This is a genomic window from Bradyrhizobium sp. SRL28, from assembly GCF_018596315.1.
In the GTDB taxonomy this organism is placed as follows: domain Bacteria; phylum Pseudomonadota; class Alphaproteobacteria; order Rhizobiales; family Xanthobacteraceae; genus Bradyrhizobium.
The window spans coordinates 719,313-738,179 of record NZ_JAHEAG010000003.1 but is presented as its reverse complement, the minus strand read 5'-3'; the positions used below and the strand labels follow the sequence as shown (position 1 = coordinate 738,179).

Below are 18,867 nucleotides of genomic sequence, written 5' to 3'. Positions count from 1 at the left end.
GGCTATTTCACGTCTTTAGCACAGTAATAGAGAGGGACGCGGCGGGCCGCGCCGTGATGCTCACTTCGTCGTCACGACCCCTGCGTCCTTGATCACCTTCGCCCACTTCTTGATTTCGCTGTCGATGAAGCCGCGGAAATGCTCCGGCGTGTCACCGACCAGCGTCGCGCCCTGGGCTGCGAGCTTTTCCTTTACTGTCGGATCGGCCATCGCTTCGGTCGTGATTCTGTGCAGGTGAGCGATGATCGCCGGCGGGGTGGCGGCGGGCGCCACCATGCCATACCAGTTCTCGATGATCATGCCGGGCATTCCGGCCTCGGTGGTGGTCGGCACCTCGATCGCAGTCGGCGCCCGCTCGGGCGCGCCGACCGCGATCGGCCGCAGGGTGCCGGCCTTGATCTGCGGCAACAGCACCGGCAGATCGAGGAACGTCATCTGCACCTGCTGGCCAATCAAATCGTTCACCGCCGGCGCGGCGCCGCGGTAGGGGACGTGCACGATGTCGATATTGGCCGTCAGCTTGAGCAGTTCGCCCGCCAGATGCGGCAGGCTGCCGGGACCGGACGAGGCGAAATTCAGTTTCCCCGGCTGCGCCTTGGCGAGCGCGATCAGTTCTTTCATGTCCTTGGCGGGGACGTTGGTCGCGACCACCAGCATCTCGGGAACGGTGGCGACCAGGGTCACCGGCGCGAAGTCCTTCAGCGTATCGTAGGCGACCCTTTCCATGCTCGGGCTGATGGCGAGCGCGCCCGCGCTCGAGATCGCGATGGTGTAGCCGTCGGGTGGGGCCTTCGCGACCGCGTCGGTGCCGAGCACGCCGCCCTGGCCGCCGCGGTTGTCGATCAGCACCGGCTGTTTGGTAATCTCGGACATGCGCTGGCCGATCACGCGCGCGATGATGTCATTGGGTCCACCGGCGGGGAATGGCACGATCAGCTTGATCGGTTTTGCGGGGAAATCCTGCGCGGAGGCCAGAGCCGGTAATAGCAGCAGCGTCAGTCCGGCAAGCAGCCCGCTCAGAAGTCTCATGAATGCTCCCCGATCCCGCATCTATTGTGCGTGTTCGAGGGACATCGTACGCGATGAACTGTTCGATGCAAGGCCCGGTTGGTTGTGGCGGGGGTCAGCCCGTCAAAGCAGGAGTTCGTCCGTACGCGCGAGCCTGACTGATCGTTGGGTGATCAGATTGCCCCAGACCCAGTGGTGGTGACGAATGACGTTCGCCGCGTCGAGGTGCGGCCGGTCGTTCAGGGTATGGCCGTCGGTCACCACCACGACGTTATGATGACTTGAAACGGCCGATCGGACGGTTGCATCGACGCAAAGATCGGTTGCCCATCCCGTGATGAAGACGCGCTCCGGCGCAATTTCTTTCAGGTCGGTGCCGACGAAGGGATCGTTCATGGTCTTGCGAATGACGATGTCGGCAGCCGCGCGATCGAACTCTGGCAGAAGCGCCCAGCCCGGCGTGCCCGGCACGAAATCGTCTTCCGCGCCACTGCAATGCTGCACGAAAATCACCACGCCGGACCGTTCGCGTACCTTCGCGGCGAGCCGGTTGATTCGTTCGATGACGCCGCGCAGATCGTGCTTCGGCTCCCCATTGAGGAGCCCGACCTGCATATCGACGACGATCAATGCATCCATCGGGTTCTGCGGGTTCGCCTCTAGGCGTTCAACAATTTCAGCGTGGCCTCGTGCACGCGGGCGTCGCCGGCGGCGACGACGCGGCCGCCGCTCTGGGCGGGCTTGCCTTCCCAGTTGGTGACGATGCCGCCGGCGCCGGTGACGATCGGGATCAAGGCCGCGATGTCGTAGGGCTTGAGTTCGGTCTCGACCACGAGGTCGAGATGGCCGGCCGCCAGCATGCAGTAGGAATAGCAGTCGCCGCCATAGCGCGACAGCTTCACTGCATTCTCGACCCGACCGAAGATCTCGCGGTCGGCGGCGTTCATCAATAGCGGGCTCGTGGTGTAGGAGGTCGCTTCCTTCAGCGTCGCGCAGCGCCGCACCGTCAAGCGCCGCTCACCGGACGGCCCGGAATACTGCGCCGAGCCAGAGTCGCCGGAAAAGCGCTCGCCGATATAGGGCTGGTGCATCATGCCGAACACCGGCGTGCCCTTGTGCAACAGCGCGATCAGCGTGCCCCAGATCGGAAATCCCGCGATGAAGGATTTGGTGCCGTCGATCGGATCCAGCACCCAGACATATTCGGCGTCCTCGCGCTCGTTGCCGAACTCCTCGCCGACGATGCCGTGCTGGGGAAAGTTGGCCTTGATCAGGCGGCGCATCACCGCTTCGGCGGCGCGGTCGGCCTCGGTGACGGGATCGAAATCGCTCGCGCTCTTGTTGTCGATGGAGAGCGAGGTCCGGAAGAACGGCAGGATGGTTTCGCCGGACGCGGTCGCGAGGCGGCCGATGAAGGCTGTGAAATCGATGACCGTCACGGCTGTCCCTTACCGCCAGGAGAAAAATAATCGCCTCTTGCCTAGCCCAATCCGCATCGTCGCGCACCGCCGACGGCGCGTTATTCCCATTCGTATTGCGATCTGGCTTTCGAATCGGCTTTCGAAAAGGCTTCGTTAAGCGTGGATTTTTGGTTAGCCCTGCCATCACGAAGTTGCGAGTTTTGGCATACCAGCACTGCAGTGAGCACGGAACTGGCCGAGCGAATGCAGCAAGCTTTTGATATTGCTTAGATAAACTCCAGTCGTCTGCTGTGTTGCCGATCCGCCATCCTGTTCCACTTTGGGCGGGAACCGATCCAAAAACCCTTGCGTTTTGTGCAGCGCGGCCGCATATTGTTGCGGTGCGGTAGGGCCTCGCCCTATCGCTGCCCTCCTTGGGCGTTTCCTCCCTAGACTTGGGCCGCTTGTTCTTCAAGCGGCCCTTTTTTCTTTTGGGCGCTCTCTTCCCCCTCCCGTCATTCCGGGGCGCGCCTCTTGGCGCGAGCCCGGAATCCATCGGGCTACATGCGCGGGCGGTTAAATGGATTCCGGGCTCGCGCTTCGCGCGCCCCGGAATGACGGTGAGTAAGAGCTTTTACTCCGCAGCCGCCTGAAACGGCCCGAGATCCCCGAGCGGCACTTGGGCCAGCGCATCGGCGAGCGCGGCGAAATCGGTGGCCACTTGCGCAAAGCGCGGGCTGCGCTCGCGGCGCCGCTCGTCCATATAGATCGCGCGGTTGAGTTCGAGCTGCACGGTGTGCAATCCGCTGGCCGGGTTGCCGTAATGCTCGGTGATGAAGCCGCCGGCATAGGGCTTGTTGCGGCCGATCGAATAGCCGAGCCCGCTCATGATTTCCTCGACGACGTCGGGCAGCAGGCTCGCGCAACTGGTGCCGTAGCGGTCGCCGATCACGATATCGGGCCGCCGCGGCTCGTCGCGCGACACCCCGACCGACGGCATCGAATGGCAATCCACCAGGATCACGGTTCCGAACGCCTGATGGGCCTTGTTGATCAGCCGCCGCAGCGCCCGGTGATACGGCTTGTAGAGCGCCTCGATCCGCCCCAGCGCGTCGTCCACGGAAAGCCGCTCGCGATAGATTTCCTGCCCGTCGCCAACCACGCGCGGGATAGTGCCGAGGCCGCCTGCAACCCGCATCGAGCGGGTATTGGCGAAGCTCGGCAGGCGTCCGGTGAACATCCGCGGATCCAGCTCATAGGGCTCGCGGTTCACGTCGACATAGGAGCGGGGGAAATTGACCCGGACCGTCGGAAAGCCCCGTTCGCTCAGGTCTCCGATCAATTCGTCCATGAACGAATCCTCGGAGCGGCGCAGCGCGGGAAGGTCGATCCGGGACGCGTTAAGAAATTCGGGCGGATAGACCGAGCCGGAATGGGGCGAGTTGAAGATGATCGGAGCCCGCCAATGCGCCGGCTCCACGATCTCGAACGGGGGCGACAGCTCGCCATCAAACTGGGTCATCGTGGGGCGTCGTCCCTTGAATGTCCGCATTCCCTTTGGGCCGATCGATCACGCGACCGATTTTGTCGGCGAAGGGCAGGGCTTGTAAGGATGTATTGTCCGTAATCGTAATCATTCTGCCAAGCGAAAAAAGCCGCCGTCCTTCCTGGAAGTTGTCGCAAACGCCCGAAAAGCGCCGCCTTGATCGATCTTGGTACGTTTCGCTACAGAAATAGCGCCGCTCGCTGCCGTCAGGAAGCAATTACCTTTCACCCGAAATTTACCCTCTGGGGCGCTTAGTGTGCCAATGATCCTCCAAGCCGGATGCGACGACTGACCGCCATGCACAAGATCCTCCTCGCCGAAGACGACAACGACATGCGCCGCTTCCTGGTTAAGGCGCTGGAAAACGCGGGGTTTCAGGTCTCGCCCCACGACAACGGCATGTCGGCCTATCAGCGGCTGCGCGAGGAGCCGTTCGAGATGCTGCTCACCGATATCGTGATGCCGGAAATGGACGGCATCGAGCTGGCGCGCCGCGCCTCGGAACTCGACCCCGACATCAAGATCATGTTCATCACCGGCTTTGCTGCGGTCGCGCTGAACTCCGATTCGGAAGCGCCCAAGAACGCCAAAGTGCTGGCCAAGCCGGTTCACCTCCGCGAACTGGTCAACGAAGTGAACAAGATGCTGGCGGCCTGATTCGGCGTCGATTTCGCGCTGAATCACGTCAGAAATTACTGCCAAGCGTCCTTGCGGGGGCGCTTTGGAGCCGATATACGGACCCCACCCAATACGAATAAAGCTGGAGCGGGATGATCGGTCATCCCATTCTGGGGCGCGTAGCTCAGCGGGAGAGCACTACCTTGACATGGTAGGGGTCACAGGTTCGATCCCTGTCGCGCCCACCAGCCTTCGCTTGCTTCGCAAGCTACGGCTCGGCAAGCCACACTCCACGAAATTTCCATGAAGGCCGTCTGCGGCCTTGCGGGCGTCTGGCCCGGCATCGACGCCATCGAAACAAGTGCTGGCTACCTGACGCTCCGCCGTGAAAGGCGTGCGATCAAGCACGATGCCGAAGCAAAGGCCTGCTGCCCCGCGTTACACCGAAGGCAACGCAGAGGCTGGAAAGCTCGTTTCCAGTCAAGCTCCCGCCCGCACTAACTAATCACGACGCCCGGAAATCAAATCGACAAGCTCTCGGGGATCCTTTGGAGGGAGATCGCCTCGCCAGGCTACGTGCTGATCGGGACGTGCCAGGACCAGCGAATGATCGTAGATGCCGGCGCTTTCGCTGGATGTGACATCCAGCAGCTTGATGGGCACCCGCGCGCGAGCCGCTTCCGACATCAATTCCGAAACATCGACCGCGGTATCGAAGCGCAGGAGCGTGTAATCCGGACCAAGCGCGTCATAGAGCGAGCGTCCATCGTTCAACCAGATGTGCGGGACGCGACAGCCCGGCACTGTAGAGGGAGTGAAGTCCGCCATGCCGTAGGTCGGCGGAGTTCCTTCGTCATACGCGATGATCGGCGATTTGTCGTAGTAGTATCCAAAATTCAGCCCGCCGCAGCAGTACTGCTGAACATTCAGATCGTAAGCCCTTTTGCCCAGCGCAATCCTTGCCTGCTCACCGGCCTCATCGTTGGCATCGATATTATCAGGGACTTCGCTTCTCTGGCGCGAAAGCGAAAGGGCGTGGTTCATTGCAAACACGGATACCTGCTCGGTAATGGGCAAGCGTTCCGCCTCATGCGCGTCGAGGATGCCGGGTGGAGCCCAGCCCGACAGATGAGCTGCCAACAGCCAGGCCAGGTTGGCCGCATCGGCGATGCCGGCATTCATGCCGTATCCCGCCATCGGCACCCACAGATGGGCTGCGTCCCCGCAAATGAACACCCGGCCTTCACGAAATTTATCCGCAACCAGCCGGCGGCCGATCCAGTCTTCCTTGCGAATAATCTCGTATGAAAAATCGGCGCCGACACCAAGGATCTTCCGCAGAGCCCAGTCCCGGTCTACCGAATCAAACTCATGTTCACCTGGCTTCAGATAGTTATGCACGAGCCATGTTTCGCGGCCGTCGATTGCATAGACGTTCCCGGAACGGACGGGGTTGAGAGAAAACGTGGCCCAGGCCGGCTTAAGGTTGCTCATGGAGAGAAGCGAGGGAGCGCGGATATAGGTCGATTGAACGCGCTGAACCTCGGCTGTGCCGGATAGCGTGGCACCTATCGCCCTGCGAATGGCCGATCGTCCGCCATCGCACCCGACAAGGAAGTCGGCGCGTATCGTGATCGGCTGATTGCTATCGAGTTGGGTGCCTTGCGCGGTCACGCCCTCAGGCGTTTGCTCAAAGGAATTGATCTCAACGCGATTGAGCAGTGTGAGGCCGGCGATCGTCTCGGCGTGCGCGGATAGCGTCGGTTCGAGGTAGATTTGGTTGACCCGATGCGGGGGCTCGGCTGTCGGCCACCAGGTGTCCGGACCTTCATGAGCCGTATACCGTTCGCGTCGGCACGGAATAGGAATGCGTGACAGCTCCCTGCCAGCAAAGCTGACCCGATACGAAACGTCATTGGGGTAGTCGGCAGGCAGGCCGGCCTCCCGGATCGCCTTTGAGACGCCGAGACGCCTGAAAATTTCCATGGACCGCGCCGAGACGTGATTGCATTTCACGCTTGGAGGCTCGCCCTTGTGCCGCAGCTCGGCAACGACTGTTTGGATTCCCCGCTTGGCAAGATCCATCGCGAGGGTCAGTCCGACCGGACCTCCGCCAACGACAAGAACTTGAGTCTCAACCGGATCAGTCATGAGGCGCACCCGTCACTACTGGGCCATCTTGATGTTGCCGGCGCGCGCGACTGCCTTCCAGCGTTCAAGATCGGCCGCGATGATGCGCGAAAACTCTTCCGAGGAATTGCCGACCGAATCGATATTGAGCAATTTGAGGCGGGAGACAACGTCTGGCAGCCGCGCAATGCGGATGAATTCGGCCTCTAGCTTGGCAACGATTTCGGGCGGTGTCGCAGCCGGCACGAAAATGCCGCTCCACAGCACCGCTTCGACGTCGGCGCCGGCTTCCTTCATGGTCGGCACATCCGGCAGACTCTCCACCCGCTTCGGGGCAGCAACCGCGAGCGCGCGGGCAAGGCCGCCGTTGACCTGGCTGGTCACCGGCCCGGCATCTGCGATGGTCGCCGTCACCTCTCCCGAGATGACAGCTGTAACGGAATCGTTGGCCCCCTTGTAGGGGATCATCTGCATCGGCACGCCGGTCTTCTGCTTGAACAGCTCGGTCGCGAGCTGGAAGGCTGCGGACGAAGAGGAATAGTTCGCCTTGTCGGGATTGGCTTTGGCGTAGGCGACGAGATCGGCCAAGGACTTGAACGGCGATTTCGCGTTGACGATCAGGATTAGCGGAAACGATCCGAGCTCGGAAACCGGCTTGAAATCCCGCACCGTTTCGTAACTCAGCTTTTCGTAGACGGCGGGATTGATCACCATGGCGCCGCTGGCTCCGACCAGCAGCGTGTAGCCGTCGGGCGCCGATCGCGCGACGTATTCGGTGGCCAGGATTGCACCCGCACCGGGCTTGTTCTCAATGATGACCGGCTGGCCGAGACTTTCCGACAGTTTTTGCCCGAAGATGCGTGCGATGATGTCGTTGCCGCCACCCGGCGTGAAACCGACGACGATATGAATTGCCCGCGTCGGGTATTGGGCCTGGGCGAGAGCAGGCACGCGACCGAAGAAGCTCAAACAGAGGGCGGCGAGCGCCACGCGGCAAAGGGTTTTCATTATGTTTCCTCCCGGGCAATTGTCTTGTAATGCTCTTGGGCCGCACGGCGAACGGGTTCGGACCGATCGCTAGAGCGGCGTGATCTGGACATGCAGCACGGCGGCGATCCCGCCGTCGACAGCGGCGAGGCAGCGATCGACGGCCGCGGCGAGGTCATCCGGCTCGCCGACGAATTCAGCGTGCGCGCCGAACGCGCGGCCGATATCGGAGAAGTTTCGCTGCTCGCCCTGCCGGCCCGAGCGCAGTTGCGATTGAAACGAATTGGTCTCGGCGGCGATGCCCTTCGGATAGACCCGCTGCACCGACGACTTGACCGCCTGCCAGCCGCCATTGTCGAGGACGACCGTCAGAATCGGAATCTGATATTGCTGGGCGACGGCGAATACCGAATCCGGCGAGGAAAAATGAAAGCCGCCGTCACCGATGATCTGCACGATGCGTCGCTCCGGCTGCGCCAGCTTCAGGCCCAGCGCCATGCCGCCGCTGAAGCCAAGCCCTCCGCCGGCGAGACCGACATAGCTGTGCGGCCGCGTGCGGCGGATATGCTCCTGCACCAGCGGCGCATTGCGGATCGCTTCGTTGACGACGATATCGTCCTGCGAGATCGCACGGTTCAAGGTCGCGAACAGATAGGCCGCGCTGATCGCGCCAGGCGCGCCCTTGTTCGCAGCGGCGGCTACCCGCCGCTTGTCCGCTGCCTCGCGGGCACCGCTCCAGCCAGCAATGCGGTCGACGACGCTTTTGCGATAGGCGTCATCGGCGCGCGCCGCGACCGCCTCGAGCACCTGCCGCAGGACGGTCGCGCAATCGGCCTGGATCCTGATGTCCGTCGGGAAGCCCCACATCGGGAAATCCGACTTCAACGGATCGATGTCGATCTGGATCCAGTCGATGGCTTCTACGCGCTTGGCGTATTGCGGCACAAAAGGCACGTCGGTATCGAGCAGCAGTCCGACGTCGGCCTGTTCCAGCAGGGGCATCGGATCGAAACCGGCAAAGCACGGCGAATCCTGCGAAACATTGAGATCGATCGAGTTGAACTCCGCTATCCGGATGCCGCAGGCAAGCGCAAGACGCTCCAGCGCCGCGACCGCCTCGGCATTGCGCCCGAGATAGGCCGTCAGCGCGATCGGATTTTCCGCCGCCATCAATCGCGTGGCGATGGCATCTACGCGAGCAGGATCGATACCGCCGGCCGCCACGCCGCCATAGCGGGCGGGGTTGTAGGCCGGCATCTGCGTTTCGTCCCATTCCTCGGCCAGCGTCTCGCGCGGCAGCATCATATAGACCGGCCCGGGCGGATCACTGTGCATGAAGGCGCCGGCGCGGGCGAGCGCTTCCTTCACGACGACGCCGGAGGGCAGTGAATACTCCCATTTGACATAGGGCCGTACGATGCTGGCGATGTCGAAGGGATCCTGCACGAAGTGTACATAGGTGTCGCGCGATCCCGTCAATTCGCCATGCAGCGTGAAGGGTGCGCGTCCCGCGAACAGCATTACCGGCAGCCGGTACCGAAACAGGTTCTGTATCGCCATGCAGGCATTGGCGGTCCCGGCGTCGACATGCACGAACACCGCCTGTCCCCTGCCGGTCGCCAGTGCGTAGCCGCCGGCCATGTGAACGGCGACGATCTCGTGCGGGCAGAGGATGACTTCCGGATGCTTGCGGCCTTCGCGGTCCCAGCGCGCGATCTCCTCGATCAGCGAGACATGATCGGTGCCGAGATTGGCGAAGATGTAGTCAACGCCAAGGTCGACGAGACCTTCGAGGAAATAATGCGCGGCACTGTGACGGCTCATGGCCTTTTCCTTGTGTTCCCTTGTCGGCCTTCGGCCTGTTCTTGTTCGACGACGGATCCGGCGTGATCTGTCAGGGGTGGCCGCCGACCACGCGACGGATAAGTCCGGCGGCGTCTGTCACATCACCGTCCGAATCCCAAGCGACAAACTGATCGGGCCGGACCAGTATGAGCGCCGCTTCGTAGAATTCTCGCGCTTCCACGCTGTCGTCCCTGACCAGCTTCAGTGGTACGCCGCTGGTCTCGGCGGCGCGCCTGATCGAGGCGGTGGCGGCTTCCGGCGCGCCAAAATCGAGCAGCGTAAATCCTTCGCCCAGTTCCTCGAAGACATTGCGGCCCGACGTGAGCTGGCGCGGCGTCAGATGATGGCCGGCGCGCGCCGCGAATTGATGCGACCCGATCGCACTGCAGGCGGCGCCAGGCGTGCCTGCGACGACCGAGGAGCCCTCGTAATTCGGCTCGAACGAATTCACTTCCGAATGCGCACCGGACGAGCGCGCCTGCCATTCGGCTTCGAACGCATCCTTGTCGGCCGCGGGATCGAACTTGGCCAGGAATTTCCGGTCGCTTTCGATCGCCTTCTCGATGAAATCCTGCGCGGTGGACGCGAATACCGGGCGCCGTTCCTCGCCGTAGGAATCCAGGAGGTGCGCTCCCGCCCAACCTTGTAGCGCCGCCGCAAGTTTCCAGCCGAGATTGGCGGCGTCTTCGAGGCCGGTGTTGATGCCGTAACCGCCATAGGGCGGATGGCTGTGCGCGGCATCGCCGGCAATGAAAACGCGGCCCATGCGATATTGATCCGCGATCGCGACGCGCAGGTCCCAAAAGCCGATGTGCTCGAACTCGACGTCGAATTCATCGCCGACCGCTCCATGCAGGAGGCCGCGGAAATCGAAGTTTTCTTTTGTCGTACCGAGCGGCACCGGCGCGTGGAAGAACCAGGTGGTGCCGAGATCGACGCGGCCGAAGAACTTCCAGTAGCCCTTCAGGTCGGGATGCAGCACATTGTAAAAGGACTTGTTCGGAAAACGCTCCAGCAGCCTGTGCAGCCCGGTCGAGCGGAACACCAGCAGCACCATCAGCCGGTCGTGGTCGGTCAGGGTCTGGGGAATGCCGGCGGCCTCGCGCACCAGCGAGCGGCTGCCGTCACAGCCGACCACATAGTCTGCCCGCAGGACGCGCTGCCGAGCGGTGTTGCGCTCGGCAATCGTCACCTGCACGCCCTCGGCGTCCTGTGCGATCCCGGAAGCGCTCCAGCCGTAAATTGTTTCGACGTTCCGCAATTTACTCAAGCGGTGCCGCAGCACGGCCTCGGTTGCGTATTGCGGCAGCCGTTCGTTATCCGTGAAGTAATAGGGCCGCACCAGCTCGCGCTGGAGCCAGTCATACCGGTATCCGCTCAGCAGCGTGCCATAGGACGTCATGCCGCCGATGCCGTAGTTGGGCGGGATCGTCCGCGCCGCTCTAAGCTCCGCCTCCGCTCCCCAGAAGTAAAAGTGTTCAAGCGTGCGCTGGGTCAGGTTTTGACCCTTCGGGATCGGCTGCGGGCTGACGTAGCGCTCGACCAGAACGCAGTTGGCGCCGCGCTGGCCAAGTTCGATCGCAAGACCAAGACCAACCGGCCCGCCTCCGACAATGACGACTTGCGTGGCAGATTCGGCGGGCATGTTCATTTTTGCTGCTTGCGATTGGCGTGATTGGCGCGCGGGCGGGGAAAATGAGAACAGGTCCGGCTTCAAGTCAAGCATAATCTCATAATATAAGATTTTGCCTCAAGATTTCCCGCTCACCTGATCGGCCGAAATCTGCGACGCCACGCGCCGGACCTCGGCGCCGATCTGATCGATCTGCGCGCCCGTCACCAGATTGCCGGCAATGGTGACGCAGACGCTGGCGATCGGATAATCGCGGTCATCGACAACAGGCGCGGCGATACCGACGGCGCCGGGTGTGACCTCGCCATAGGCGACGCAAAAGCCGGTCTTGCGGACCTTTCTCAGGCTTTTGAGGACATCATCGGCGTTGTCGCCGAGACCAACCGAGCGCAGATCGGCGAGATTGCGTTCGATCAGCGGCACCAGACGCGGCCGCGGCAGCAGCGCCAGGATCGAGCGCGCGATGGCGCCGCGCCCCAGCGGCATCGGCCGGCCGCGCGGATAGGAACTGATCGGGTTTTTGGTGGAGGATTCAGAGGCAACGCAAAGGATTTTATTGCCGTACCAGCGCAAGACCATGGCGGTGCAGGAATGGGCAGCCGTCAGCTGTTTCAGGTAAGGCGCGCCGATCAGCACCAGCGGGTCGGAGCGGCGCGTCAGATAATCCATCTCGACGACCTTCGGCCCCAGCGTGACGCCGGAGTTGCGGGCCGACATCAGGAAGCCGGCGTCTTTCAGGATCTTCAGATAGCGGTAGAGCGTCGGCCGGCTGTAGCCGAGCTCGCGCATCAAATCCTCAGGCGTCCATTCCAGCCGCTCCTCGGAAAACACTTCGAGGACCGCAAGCACCCGCTCCAGGCTGTTCTTTGGCTTCATGCCTCAAGCCACATGGTCTGACTTCGCTCCAGTTTTGGCGCGCGGCCCGCGTTGGCGCTGCTTTGGACCAGATACTTTTCCCGATCCGGCAGAATCAACCTTGAACTGACACGCGATGGCGCATAATACATCATAATCTCACATTAAGAGATTTTAACAGAAAAAGCTCCCGCGGACCGAGCTGCCGGCGAGCAAGCTAGTAAGGGAGGATATCGTGGCGATCGATTCCGCAAGCGGCATGCATTCGCGCCGTACGGTGCTGGGGATTCTCGTCGCGGCATTTTCCCCTGTGATGCCCGGCCTGGCTCACGGGCAGTCGCAGCAACCAATCCGGCTCAACGTCCCCTTCTCGCCGGGCACGGGGCCAGACCTGCTCGCGCGCATCCTCAGCGAGGAACTGCGACAGCGCTGGAATCACCCTGTCATTGTTGAGAACAAGCCCGGCGCCAGCGGCAACATCGGCACGCAGGCCGCAGCGCGCACTGCGCCTGATGGCCAGAACCTGCTGGTGACTGTCAATACATTCGTGATGAATGCGAGCCTTTATCCGACAATACCCTACGATCCGGAGAAGGATTTCGTGCCGATCGCCGAGATCGCGACGGGCGCTTTGGCGCTCGTCGTTCATCCTTCGCTCAACGTCAACACGCTCGCGGAATTGATCGCACTTGCCCGCAGCAAGCCGGGCGAGATCAATTACGCTTCTCCCGGCCGGGGCACACCGCAACATCTCGCCATGGAGCTGTTCAAGCTCACGGCGCAGATCAACCTGACGCACATTCCTTATTCAGGGTCGGCCGGCGCGGTGAAGGATCTTGCGGGCGGACACGTCTCGGCCATGTTCCTGCCGGTCCATACCGCGCTTCCACTCGCAGAAACCGGACAAATCCGTATCCTTGCAGTGGGCAGCCAAAAACGGACGCCGCAGGCGGCGAACGTGCCAACGCTCGCAGAACTAGGCGTCACCGACTTCGATGTCGATTTGTGGTACGGCGTTCTTGCTCCGGCCAATACGCCGAAAGAGATCGTCGACCGCTACAATGCGGTGTTCAACGACATACTCGCGGAGCCGAACGTTCGAGCGCTTCTCGGCAAGCAAGGCCTGATCGCGCAGGGCGGCCCGCCTCAACGCCTCGCAGAACTGATCGCCAAGGATCGCCCGCGCTGGGCCAAAGTCGTCAAGGACGCGCAGATCACTGCAGAGTAGCGCGAAAGAGCCCAACAAGGCGATGCAACTTCACGCCGGTAACCCGGCCTTTAGAAGGCCGGTCTCATGGCGCCGGCGATCGGTCTCCTGCTTGTAGTGCTGGGTGGCGAGATAGGCGGCCACCGAGAAACTCGGTTCGAGCTTCACGACCTCGGCAGCATGCGCCGCGGCAGCAACGCCGTTGCCCATCTGCGCGAAGGTTGCGGCGAGGAAAGCGTGATGCGTGTAATCAGGCCGCGTAATCCGCGCGAAAGCCTCGGCGGCTTCCGAAAATTTCTCGGCGCTGTAGCAGGCTCGGCCGAGATGATTCCAGAAGCGTTCGGGGTGATACGGGTTGAGGCGCATCGCCTTCCTGATCCAGTCGATCCCCTCTTCCGGCCGTCCCAGCCAGGTCAGAAACTCGCCCTGCTGCACCACGACCAGATCGTAGTTGGGATTAAGCGCGAGCGCGCGTTCCTGATGGTAGGCCGCCCTCTCATGATCGTTGCGCGTCAGGTTCACCGCGGCCAGGATACGGTGCACGTCGCTGTCGTTGTCATCGAGCGCCAGCGCGATCTGCAATTCGTCAGCCACTTGCTGGAAGGTGGCCTCGCGATCCGCGCACCATCCGTAGACCCAGGTCTGGCCGAGCACGCAGGCCTTCCAGGCATGTGCGTGCGCGTAATTCGGATCGAGCGCGATGGCGCGGTCGAGAAGCGCCCGTGCCTCGGCGTTGGCCTCCCGCTGCGAGCGGTGATGCAGCACCTTGGCGGCGAGGACGCACTCATATGCCGCCATGTTGTCGGTTCGCTGGCGCTTTGCGCGCTCCTGCGTGGCCGCTTCGACGCGGCCGGGAAGCGTGGCAACGATCGCGCCCGTCACCTCGTCCTGAATGGCGAAGATATCCTCCAGCTTGCGATCGTAGCGCTCGGCCCAGACGTGCCGGTCGGTCTGCGCATCGATCAGCTGCACGGTGACGCGGACGCGATCGCCGACCTTGCGCACGCTGCCTTCGAGCACATATTCGACGTCGAGTTCGCGCGCGACCTCCTGCACCTTTACGGCTTTGCCCTTGTGCACGAAGGTCGAGTTGCGCGAGATGATGAGCAGGTCGCGGAAGCGCGACAGTTCCGTGATGATGTCCTCGGTGAGGCCGTCGGCAAAGAACTCCTGCTCCGGATCGCCGCTCATGTTGACCAGCGGCAGCACGGCAATGGACGGCTTCCTGGTCGTGATTGTCGCTGTCGCGCCGTCCTTGCCGCTCACCGGCGTCGCGGCGGCATCCGGCGCGAGCCGCACCCGAAAGACGTGGATCGGGCGGGTGATGTTCTTGACGTTCTGCTCGCCGATATCCTCAAAGGCGATGTCGTCGAGCCGGTGGTTGACTTGATCGCGCACGGCGCCCGAGACGCAGATGCCGCCGGGCTCGGCGAGCACCTCGAGACGCGCCGCGACGTTGACGCCATCGCCGAAAATATCGTTGTCCTCGATGATCACGTCGCCAAGGTTGATGCCGATGCGGAACTGGATCCATCGCGCCGGCGACACATCGGCATTGCGCAGCGCCATCCGGCGCTGGACTTCGGCAGCGCACGACACCGCATCCACGACGCTGCGGAACTCCACCAGCATGCCGTCGCCGGTCGTCTTGATGATACGGCCCCGGTTCTTGGCAATGGCGGGATCAATGAGCTCAAGGCGATGAGTCTTGAGGCGTGCAAGCGTCCCCGCCTCGTCGACCTCCATCAGCCGGCTATAGCCGACCATGTCGGCGGCAAGGACTGCGGCAAGCCTTCGCTCCGGTCCGGGCGCTTCCATTTTCCGCCTCTCTGAGAGGCAGTCTAGCAGATTTGTTGCATGGGCCAAGGATGCATCCGGGATGCAAGTATGCACCCGCGATGCAAGTATGCATCCGGGATGATGGCAGCCGCAGTTCAATCTCAAGCAGCAGGAAGGTGGGTCCTGCAATTACGCGGGATCTGGCAGGGCGAGTAGAACGGCGAGAACCGCAGGCGACTTGAGCACCGCGAACTTCTCACGCGCGCTGAGAAAGCCCGCTGCCTCCTCGAAGGTCTCAGCATCTTCGATTTTTGCGCGTGCAATCGCGAGATGCGGATCGACCTCACCGCGCTTTCGCGGCCGTTGTCCGGAGAGGTTGTTCAAATGCGCTTCGCGCAGATCGGCATCGCTGCGCAATTCGTGCAGCGGGCAGGCGAGCGGCGAATGCGGCGCGCTGGCCAGTTCATTGGCCCTTGCCAGTACCGGTGGCGGCGCGGTCTGCTCCGGGGTTTCGAACAATCTGGACCTGCGGTTCGGGCCCGACGATGATGACAATATTGCGATCGGTATGGAAAGCAGCAGGCCGAGGATCACCGGCGTCATCCAGAGCAGCAAGGGCAGCGAGACGGCATAGGCGGCCACCGCCATCGCGATCCCGACTAATGTCGGCACCGCATAGGTGTTGACCGTGTCACGGTGCGAGACCGCGCCATCGTCCCGGCGCTGAACCTGCCAACCGGCATCGCGTCCGAACAGGATTTCGCCGACGGCGGACGACTGGAAGATCATCATGACCGGCGCGGTCAGGCCCGAAAGGATGGTCTCGGCGATGATGCCGACCAACACCAGCAGGCCGCCGCCGAATTTTCTCCGCGTGTCGGCATCGGTCAGCAGTACGACGAAGGCCAGCAACTTCGGCGCGATCAGCATGCCCATCGTGCCTGCGAACACCCACGCCGCCAGGACCGGATCCTGTGCCGGCCATTGCGGAAACAGCGAATATCCCTTCGGGAAATATTCGGGCCGGACGAACTGTGCCTGCAGCGAGACCAGGATTCCGAATACGAGAAAAATCAGCCAGAGCGGCGCGGTGAGATACGATCCGATTCCCGTCAGCAGATGAAGCCGCGATACCCAGTGAAAGCCGCGGGTCGGCAGCAGCGCCAGATGCTGCAGATTGCCCTGGCACCAGCGCCGGTCGCGGGCGGCGAAATCCGATAGCGTGGGCGGAGATTCCTCGTAGCTGCCGCGCAGCGTCGGCGCCATGTGAATCGCCCAGCCGCCACGTCGCATCAATGCCGCCTCGATGAAGTCGTGGCTCATAATATGACCGCCGAACGGCTTGCGTCCCCTGAGTTCGGGGAGCCCCGCATACTGCGCAAAGGCTCGGACGCGAATGATGGCGTTGTGGCCCCAGTAATTGCCTTCGGAGCCGTGCCACCACGCGATACCCGCCGCCAGCATCGGGCCGTATAATCTCCCGGCGAATTGCTGCCAGCGCGCGAACAGCGATTTCGCATTGACGATGATAGGCAGCGTCTGAATCAGCGCAGCCTTGGGGTGCGTCTCCATAGCGGCCACGAGGCGAACGACGCTGTCGCCGGTCATCAGACTGTCGGCGTCCAGAATCAGCATGGACTCATAATTGGAGCCGAACCGCCGGACCCATTCCTCGATATTGCCCGACTTGCGCGCGATGTTCTCGGGGCGATGGCGATAGAAGATCGTGGCCGCGCTGCCGACGTCCCCTCGAAGCTTCAGAAAGCATTTTTCCTCGGCAATCCAGGTCGCGGGATCGGTGGTGTCGCTCAGCACGAACCAGTCGAACCGCGCGCCGTGCCCGGTCTCTTGGACCGATTCGTAAATCGCGCGCAGCCTCGCCAGCACGCGATAGGGATCCTCATTATAGGTCGGCAGTAGCATTGCGGTCCGGCTGTTGATCGCGGGCAAGGGAGCCCTGGTGTCGATGCCGAGCTCGTCCTTTTTCCTGGTCAGCAGCACGAAAAAGCCGGCCAGCGCCGACATGAAGGAAAAGGCGATCCATGCAAACAGCAGCACGAACAGCGCAAGAATGATCGCCTCCAGGACCGTGACGCCGCCGACCTGAAGCACCCGGTACATCTCGTAACAGCCCGCCGCGGTCAGGATCGCGGTGCCGGTCAGCACCAGGGCGCGCCGAACCCACAGCGGCGCAAAGTCGGGCGCTGGTGGCGGCTCGAACCGCCGCAACGCCTGCGCCGCCATATCCATCGGCGATTCCGAGGGAAGGAAATCGTTCAGCGGAATATCGCCAGCCCTAGTCGCTCTGCCGGCTTTCGCTAAGGTGTCCATCGATAGACCCAGACCTCCGATACCGTCTCCTTGTCCTGCATGAGGGATGCGCGGATTTCGACGGGGGTCTTTTCCTTCAACAGCTCGAAGCTCAATCGCCAGCCGCCGGTAGCCGGGTTTGGCTGGGTGACGATGTTCTGGATTTTTGCCCTCTCGGCCGTCACGACGCCGCGCAGGATTTTCGGATCGACCGATTTCAGCCGCTCGCCGGTAACGTCGAGCACGAAGATCGTGGCGTTGTCGCCTCGCGCGCCGATGCCGGTTCGGGAAAATCGCGCGAGCGAGGTGGGCTTCGGCGCATCCGGTCCCCAGTGCAAACGATAGGTGTAGGTGTGCTCGCCCTTGGCCGCCAATGCGGCCTTGGGAAGCCAGAACGAGGCAATGTTGTCGTGGATCTCTTCCTTGGTAGGGATTTCGAGCAGCTTCACCGCGCCGTCGCCCCAATCGCCGATCGGCTCCGCCCACAGGCTCGGCCGGCGCTCGAAATTCGATTCCAGGTCCTGGTAGGCGGCAAAATCCTTCTGACGCTGCATCAGGCCGAAGCCCCGCGGGTTGAGATCGGCAAACGAGGATACTTGCAGATCCCTCGGATTATGCAGCGGTCGCCAAAGCTCCTCGCCGCGGCCGTTGAAGATCGCAAGCCCATCCGAATCGTGAACCGAGGGACGGAAGTCCTCGACGTCCTTGCGGTCGTTCGGTCCGAAGAAGAACATGCTGGTCATCGGTGCGAGGCCGGCGTGATCCAGATCCACGCGCGGATAGATCGCCATTTCAACATCGAACACGGTCGTGTCGCCGGGCCGGATGGTGAAACGATAGGCCGCGGCTGCGCTCTGGCTGTCGAGCAGCGCATGCACGACGATGGAATTGGCGCCTGCCGCCGGCTTCTCGATCCAGAATGTCTTGAAGAACGGAAATTCTTCGCCCTTGGCTTCGCCGGTGTTGATCGAGAGGCCGCGTGCCGAGAGTCCGTACAATTGTCCCTTGGCCACGGCGCGGAAATAGCTGGCACCGAGAAACACGCAGACCTCGTCATAATAGTCGGGCTTGTTGATCGGCGCGTGCAGCCGAAAGCCGGCAAAGCCGAGGTCTACGGACGGGCTCGGCGGCGCCGTATCGCCGAACGAAAACAGCTCGGGCTGGTAGGCGATCTTTGATGCCTGCCCGTTCTTCACCTCGAAGATATCGACCCTGTTCTTGTAGAAGAACCCGCGGTGGAAGAATTGCGCCTCGAAGGGAAGTTTTTCGCCGCGCCAGAGCGCGCGCTCGGGCAAGAACCGGATCGCCCGATAATGGTCGTAGTCGATGTTAGCGAGATTGTCGGGCAGTTTTTCGTCCGGAGCCTTGTACGGCTTGCTTGCGAGGTCGCGCGCTATTTGCCGCACGATGGATCGGTCGAACGGCGCCGGCTGGGCACGGGCGGGGGACAAAAGCCCCGGCGCCACCCCGGATACTACTAATGGCAGCGCGGAAGCGGCGAGGAAATCCCTGCGATTCACGAAACAACCTCGCGGTTACTAACGTTGAC

14 protein-coding genes and 1 tRNA gene are annotated in these 18,867 nt (G+C 62.4%); 3 read left to right on the top strand and 12 right to left on the bottom strand.

The window, feature by feature from the left end; all coding sequences use genetic code 11:
- Window positions 1-60 precede the first annotated feature (60 nt).
- The 4 genes from KIP88_RS11505 to KIP88_RS11490 form a co-directional block, all read right to left on the bottom strand.
- Window positions 61-1,029 (bottom strand): tripartite tricarboxylate transporter substrate binding protein, encoded by a 969-nt coding sequence (locus KIP88_RS11505; protein WP_214487977.1) that lies wholly within the window; start codon window positions 1,027-1,029, stop codon window positions 61-63.
- 102 nt (window positions 1,030-1,131) lie between these two features.
- Window positions 1,132-1,647, bottom strand: a complete 516-nt coding sequence (locus KIP88_RS11500; RefSeq protein ID WP_214487976.1) for an isochorismatase family protein — start codon at window positions 1,645-1,647, stop codon at window positions 1,132-1,134.
- A 20-nt stretch (window positions 1,648-1,667) separates the two neighbouring features.
- The gene (gene hisN, locus KIP88_RS11495; protein ID WP_214487975.1) at window positions 1,668-2,447 is read right to left on the bottom strand and encodes a histidinol-phosphatase; all 780 of its coding nucleotides are present in this window, start codon (window positions 2,445-2,447) and stop codon (window positions 1,668-1,670) included.
- 595 nt (window positions 2,448-3,042) lie between these two features.
- A complete protein-coding gene (locus KIP88_RS11490; protein WP_214487974.1) occupies window positions 3,043-3,930 on the bottom strand; it encodes an N-formylglutamate amidohydrolase in 888 nt (295 codons plus the stop codon).
- A 321-nt stretch (window positions 3,931-4,251) separates the two neighbouring features.
- Between KIP88_RS11490 and cpdR the strand changes: the two genes are divergently transcribed.
- Entirely contained in the window at window positions 4,252-4,611 is a 360-nt protein-coding gene (gene cpdR / locus KIP88_RS11485; RefSeq protein ID WP_074270851.1) for a cell cycle two-component system response regulator CpdR, read from the top strand.
- 134 nt (window positions 4,612-4,745) lie between these two features.
- Window positions 4,746-4,820, top strand: a tRNA-Val gene (locus KIP88_RS11480).
- A gap of 253 nt (window positions 4,821-5,073) precedes the next feature.
- Here KIP88_RS11480 and KIP88_RS11475 read toward each other — a convergent pair.
- The 5 genes from KIP88_RS11475 to KIP88_RS11455 all read right to left on the bottom strand — a co-directional run bounded on the left by KIP88_RS11475 (window position 5,074) and on the right by KIP88_RS11455 (window position 12,043).
- Complete coding sequence (locus KIP88_RS11475; RefSeq protein WP_214487973.1) at window positions 5,074-6,723, bottom strand: FAD-dependent oxidoreductase; 1,650 nt, start codon at window positions 6,721-6,723, stop codon at window positions 5,074-5,076.
- A 15-nt stretch (window positions 6,724-6,738) separates the two neighbouring features.
- On the bottom strand, window positions 6,739-7,710 hold the full coding sequence (locus KIP88_RS11470) for a tripartite tricarboxylate transporter substrate binding protein (RefSeq protein WP_214487972.1): 972 nt from the start codon (window positions 7,708-7,710) through the stop codon (window positions 6,739-6,741).
- A gap of 69 nt (window positions 7,711-7,779) precedes the next feature.
- Entirely contained in the window at window positions 7,780-9,513 is a 1,734-nt protein-coding gene (locus KIP88_RS11465; RefSeq protein WP_214487971.1) for a thiamine pyrophosphate-requiring protein, read from the bottom strand.
- A 70-nt stretch (window positions 9,514-9,583) separates the two neighbouring features.
- Window positions 9,584-11,179, bottom strand: coding sequence for an FAD-dependent monooxygenase (locus tag KIP88_RS11460; protein ID WP_308163495.1), 1,596 nt, complete (start codon window positions 11,177-11,179; stop codon window positions 9,584-9,586).
- A gap of 105 nt (window positions 11,180-11,284) precedes the next feature.
- Window positions 11,285-12,043: an IclR family transcriptional regulator gene (locus tag KIP88_RS11455; RefSeq protein WP_214487969.1), complete on the bottom strand. Its 759-nt coding sequence runs from the start codon at window positions 12,041-12,043 to the stop codon at window positions 11,285-11,287.
- Between the two features lie 214 nt (window positions 12,044-12,257).
- Between KIP88_RS11455 and KIP88_RS11450 the strand changes: the two genes are divergently transcribed.
- Entirely contained in the window at window positions 12,258-13,250 is a 993-nt protein-coding gene (locus tag KIP88_RS11450; RefSeq protein WP_214487968.1) for a tripartite tricarboxylate transporter substrate binding protein, read from the top strand.
- A 30-nt stretch (window positions 13,251-13,280) separates the two neighbouring features.
- Here KIP88_RS11450 and KIP88_RS11445 read toward each other — a convergent pair whose 3' ends face one another.
- The 3 genes from KIP88_RS11445 to KIP88_RS11435 form a co-directional block, all read right to left on the bottom strand.
- Window positions 13,281-15,047 carry an adenylate/guanylate cyclase domain-containing protein gene (locus KIP88_RS11445; RefSeq protein WP_214487967.1) on the bottom strand — a complete coding sequence of 589 codons (1,767 nt, stop codon included), beginning with the start codon at window positions 15,045-15,047 and terminating at the stop codon, window positions 13,281-13,283.
- Window positions 15,048-15,197: 150 nt separating this feature from the next.
- On the bottom strand, window positions 15,198-17,339 hold the full coding sequence (mdoH, locus tag KIP88_RS11440) for a glucans biosynthesis glucosyltransferase MdoH (protein ID WP_214487966.1): 2,142 nt from the start codon (window positions 17,337-17,339) through the stop codon (window positions 15,198-15,200).
- A complete protein-coding gene (locus tag KIP88_RS11435) occupies window positions 17,327-18,838 on the bottom strand; it encodes a glucan biosynthesis protein G (protein WP_214487965.1) in 1,512 nt (503 codons plus the stop codon). Before KIP88_RS11435 ends, mdoH begins: the two co-directional genes overlap by 13 nt.
- Between the last annotated feature and the right edge of the window lie 29 nt (window positions 18,839-18,867).

Excerpts from the sequence above, each read along its gene's own strand:
- KIP88_RS11505 (WP_214487977.1), bottom strand. The coding sequence starts at position 1,029 with ATGAGACTTCTGAGCGGGCTGCTTGCCGGACTGACGCTGCTGCTATTA.
- KIP88_RS11500 (WP_214487976.1), bottom strand. The coding sequence starts at position 1,647 with ATGGATGCATTGATCGTCGTCGATATGCAGGTCGGGCTCCTCAATGGG.
- KIP88_RS11490 (WP_214487974.1), bottom strand. The coding sequence starts at position 3,930 with ATGACCCAGTTTGATGGCGAGCTGTCGCCCCCGTTCGAGATCGTGGAG.
- cpdR (WP_074270851.1), top strand. The coding sequence starts at position 4,252 with ATGCACAAGATCCTCCTCGCCGAAGACGACAACGACATGCGCCGCTTC.
- KIP88_RS11475 (WP_214487973.1), bottom strand. The coding sequence starts at position 6,723 with ATGACTGATCCGGTTGAGACTCAAGTTCTTGTCGTTGGCGGAGGTCCG.
- KIP88_RS11470 (WP_214487972.1), bottom strand. The coding sequence starts at position 7,710 with ATGAAAACCCTTTGCCGCGTGGCGCTCGCCGCCCTCTGTTTGAGCTTC.
- KIP88_RS11465 (WP_214487971.1), bottom strand. The coding sequence starts at position 9,513 with ATGAGCCGTCACAGTGCCGCGCATTATTTCCTCGAAGGTCTCGTCGAC.
- KIP88_RS11460 (WP_308163495.1), bottom strand. The coding sequence starts at position 11,179 with ATGCCCGCCGAATCTGCCACGCAAGTCGTCATTGTCGGAGGCGGGCCG.
- KIP88_RS11455 (WP_214487969.1), bottom strand. The coding sequence starts at position 12,043 with ATGAAGCCAAAGAACAGCCTGGAGCGGGTGCTTGCGGTCCTCGAAGTG.
- KIP88_RS11445 (WP_214487967.1), bottom strand. The coding sequence starts at position 15,047 with ATGGAAGCGCCCGGACCGGAGCGAAGGCTTGCCGCAGTCCTTGCCGCC.
- mdoH (WP_214487966.1), bottom strand. The coding sequence starts at position 17,339 with ATGGACACCTTAGCGAAAGCCGGCAGAGCGACTAGGGCTGGCGATATT.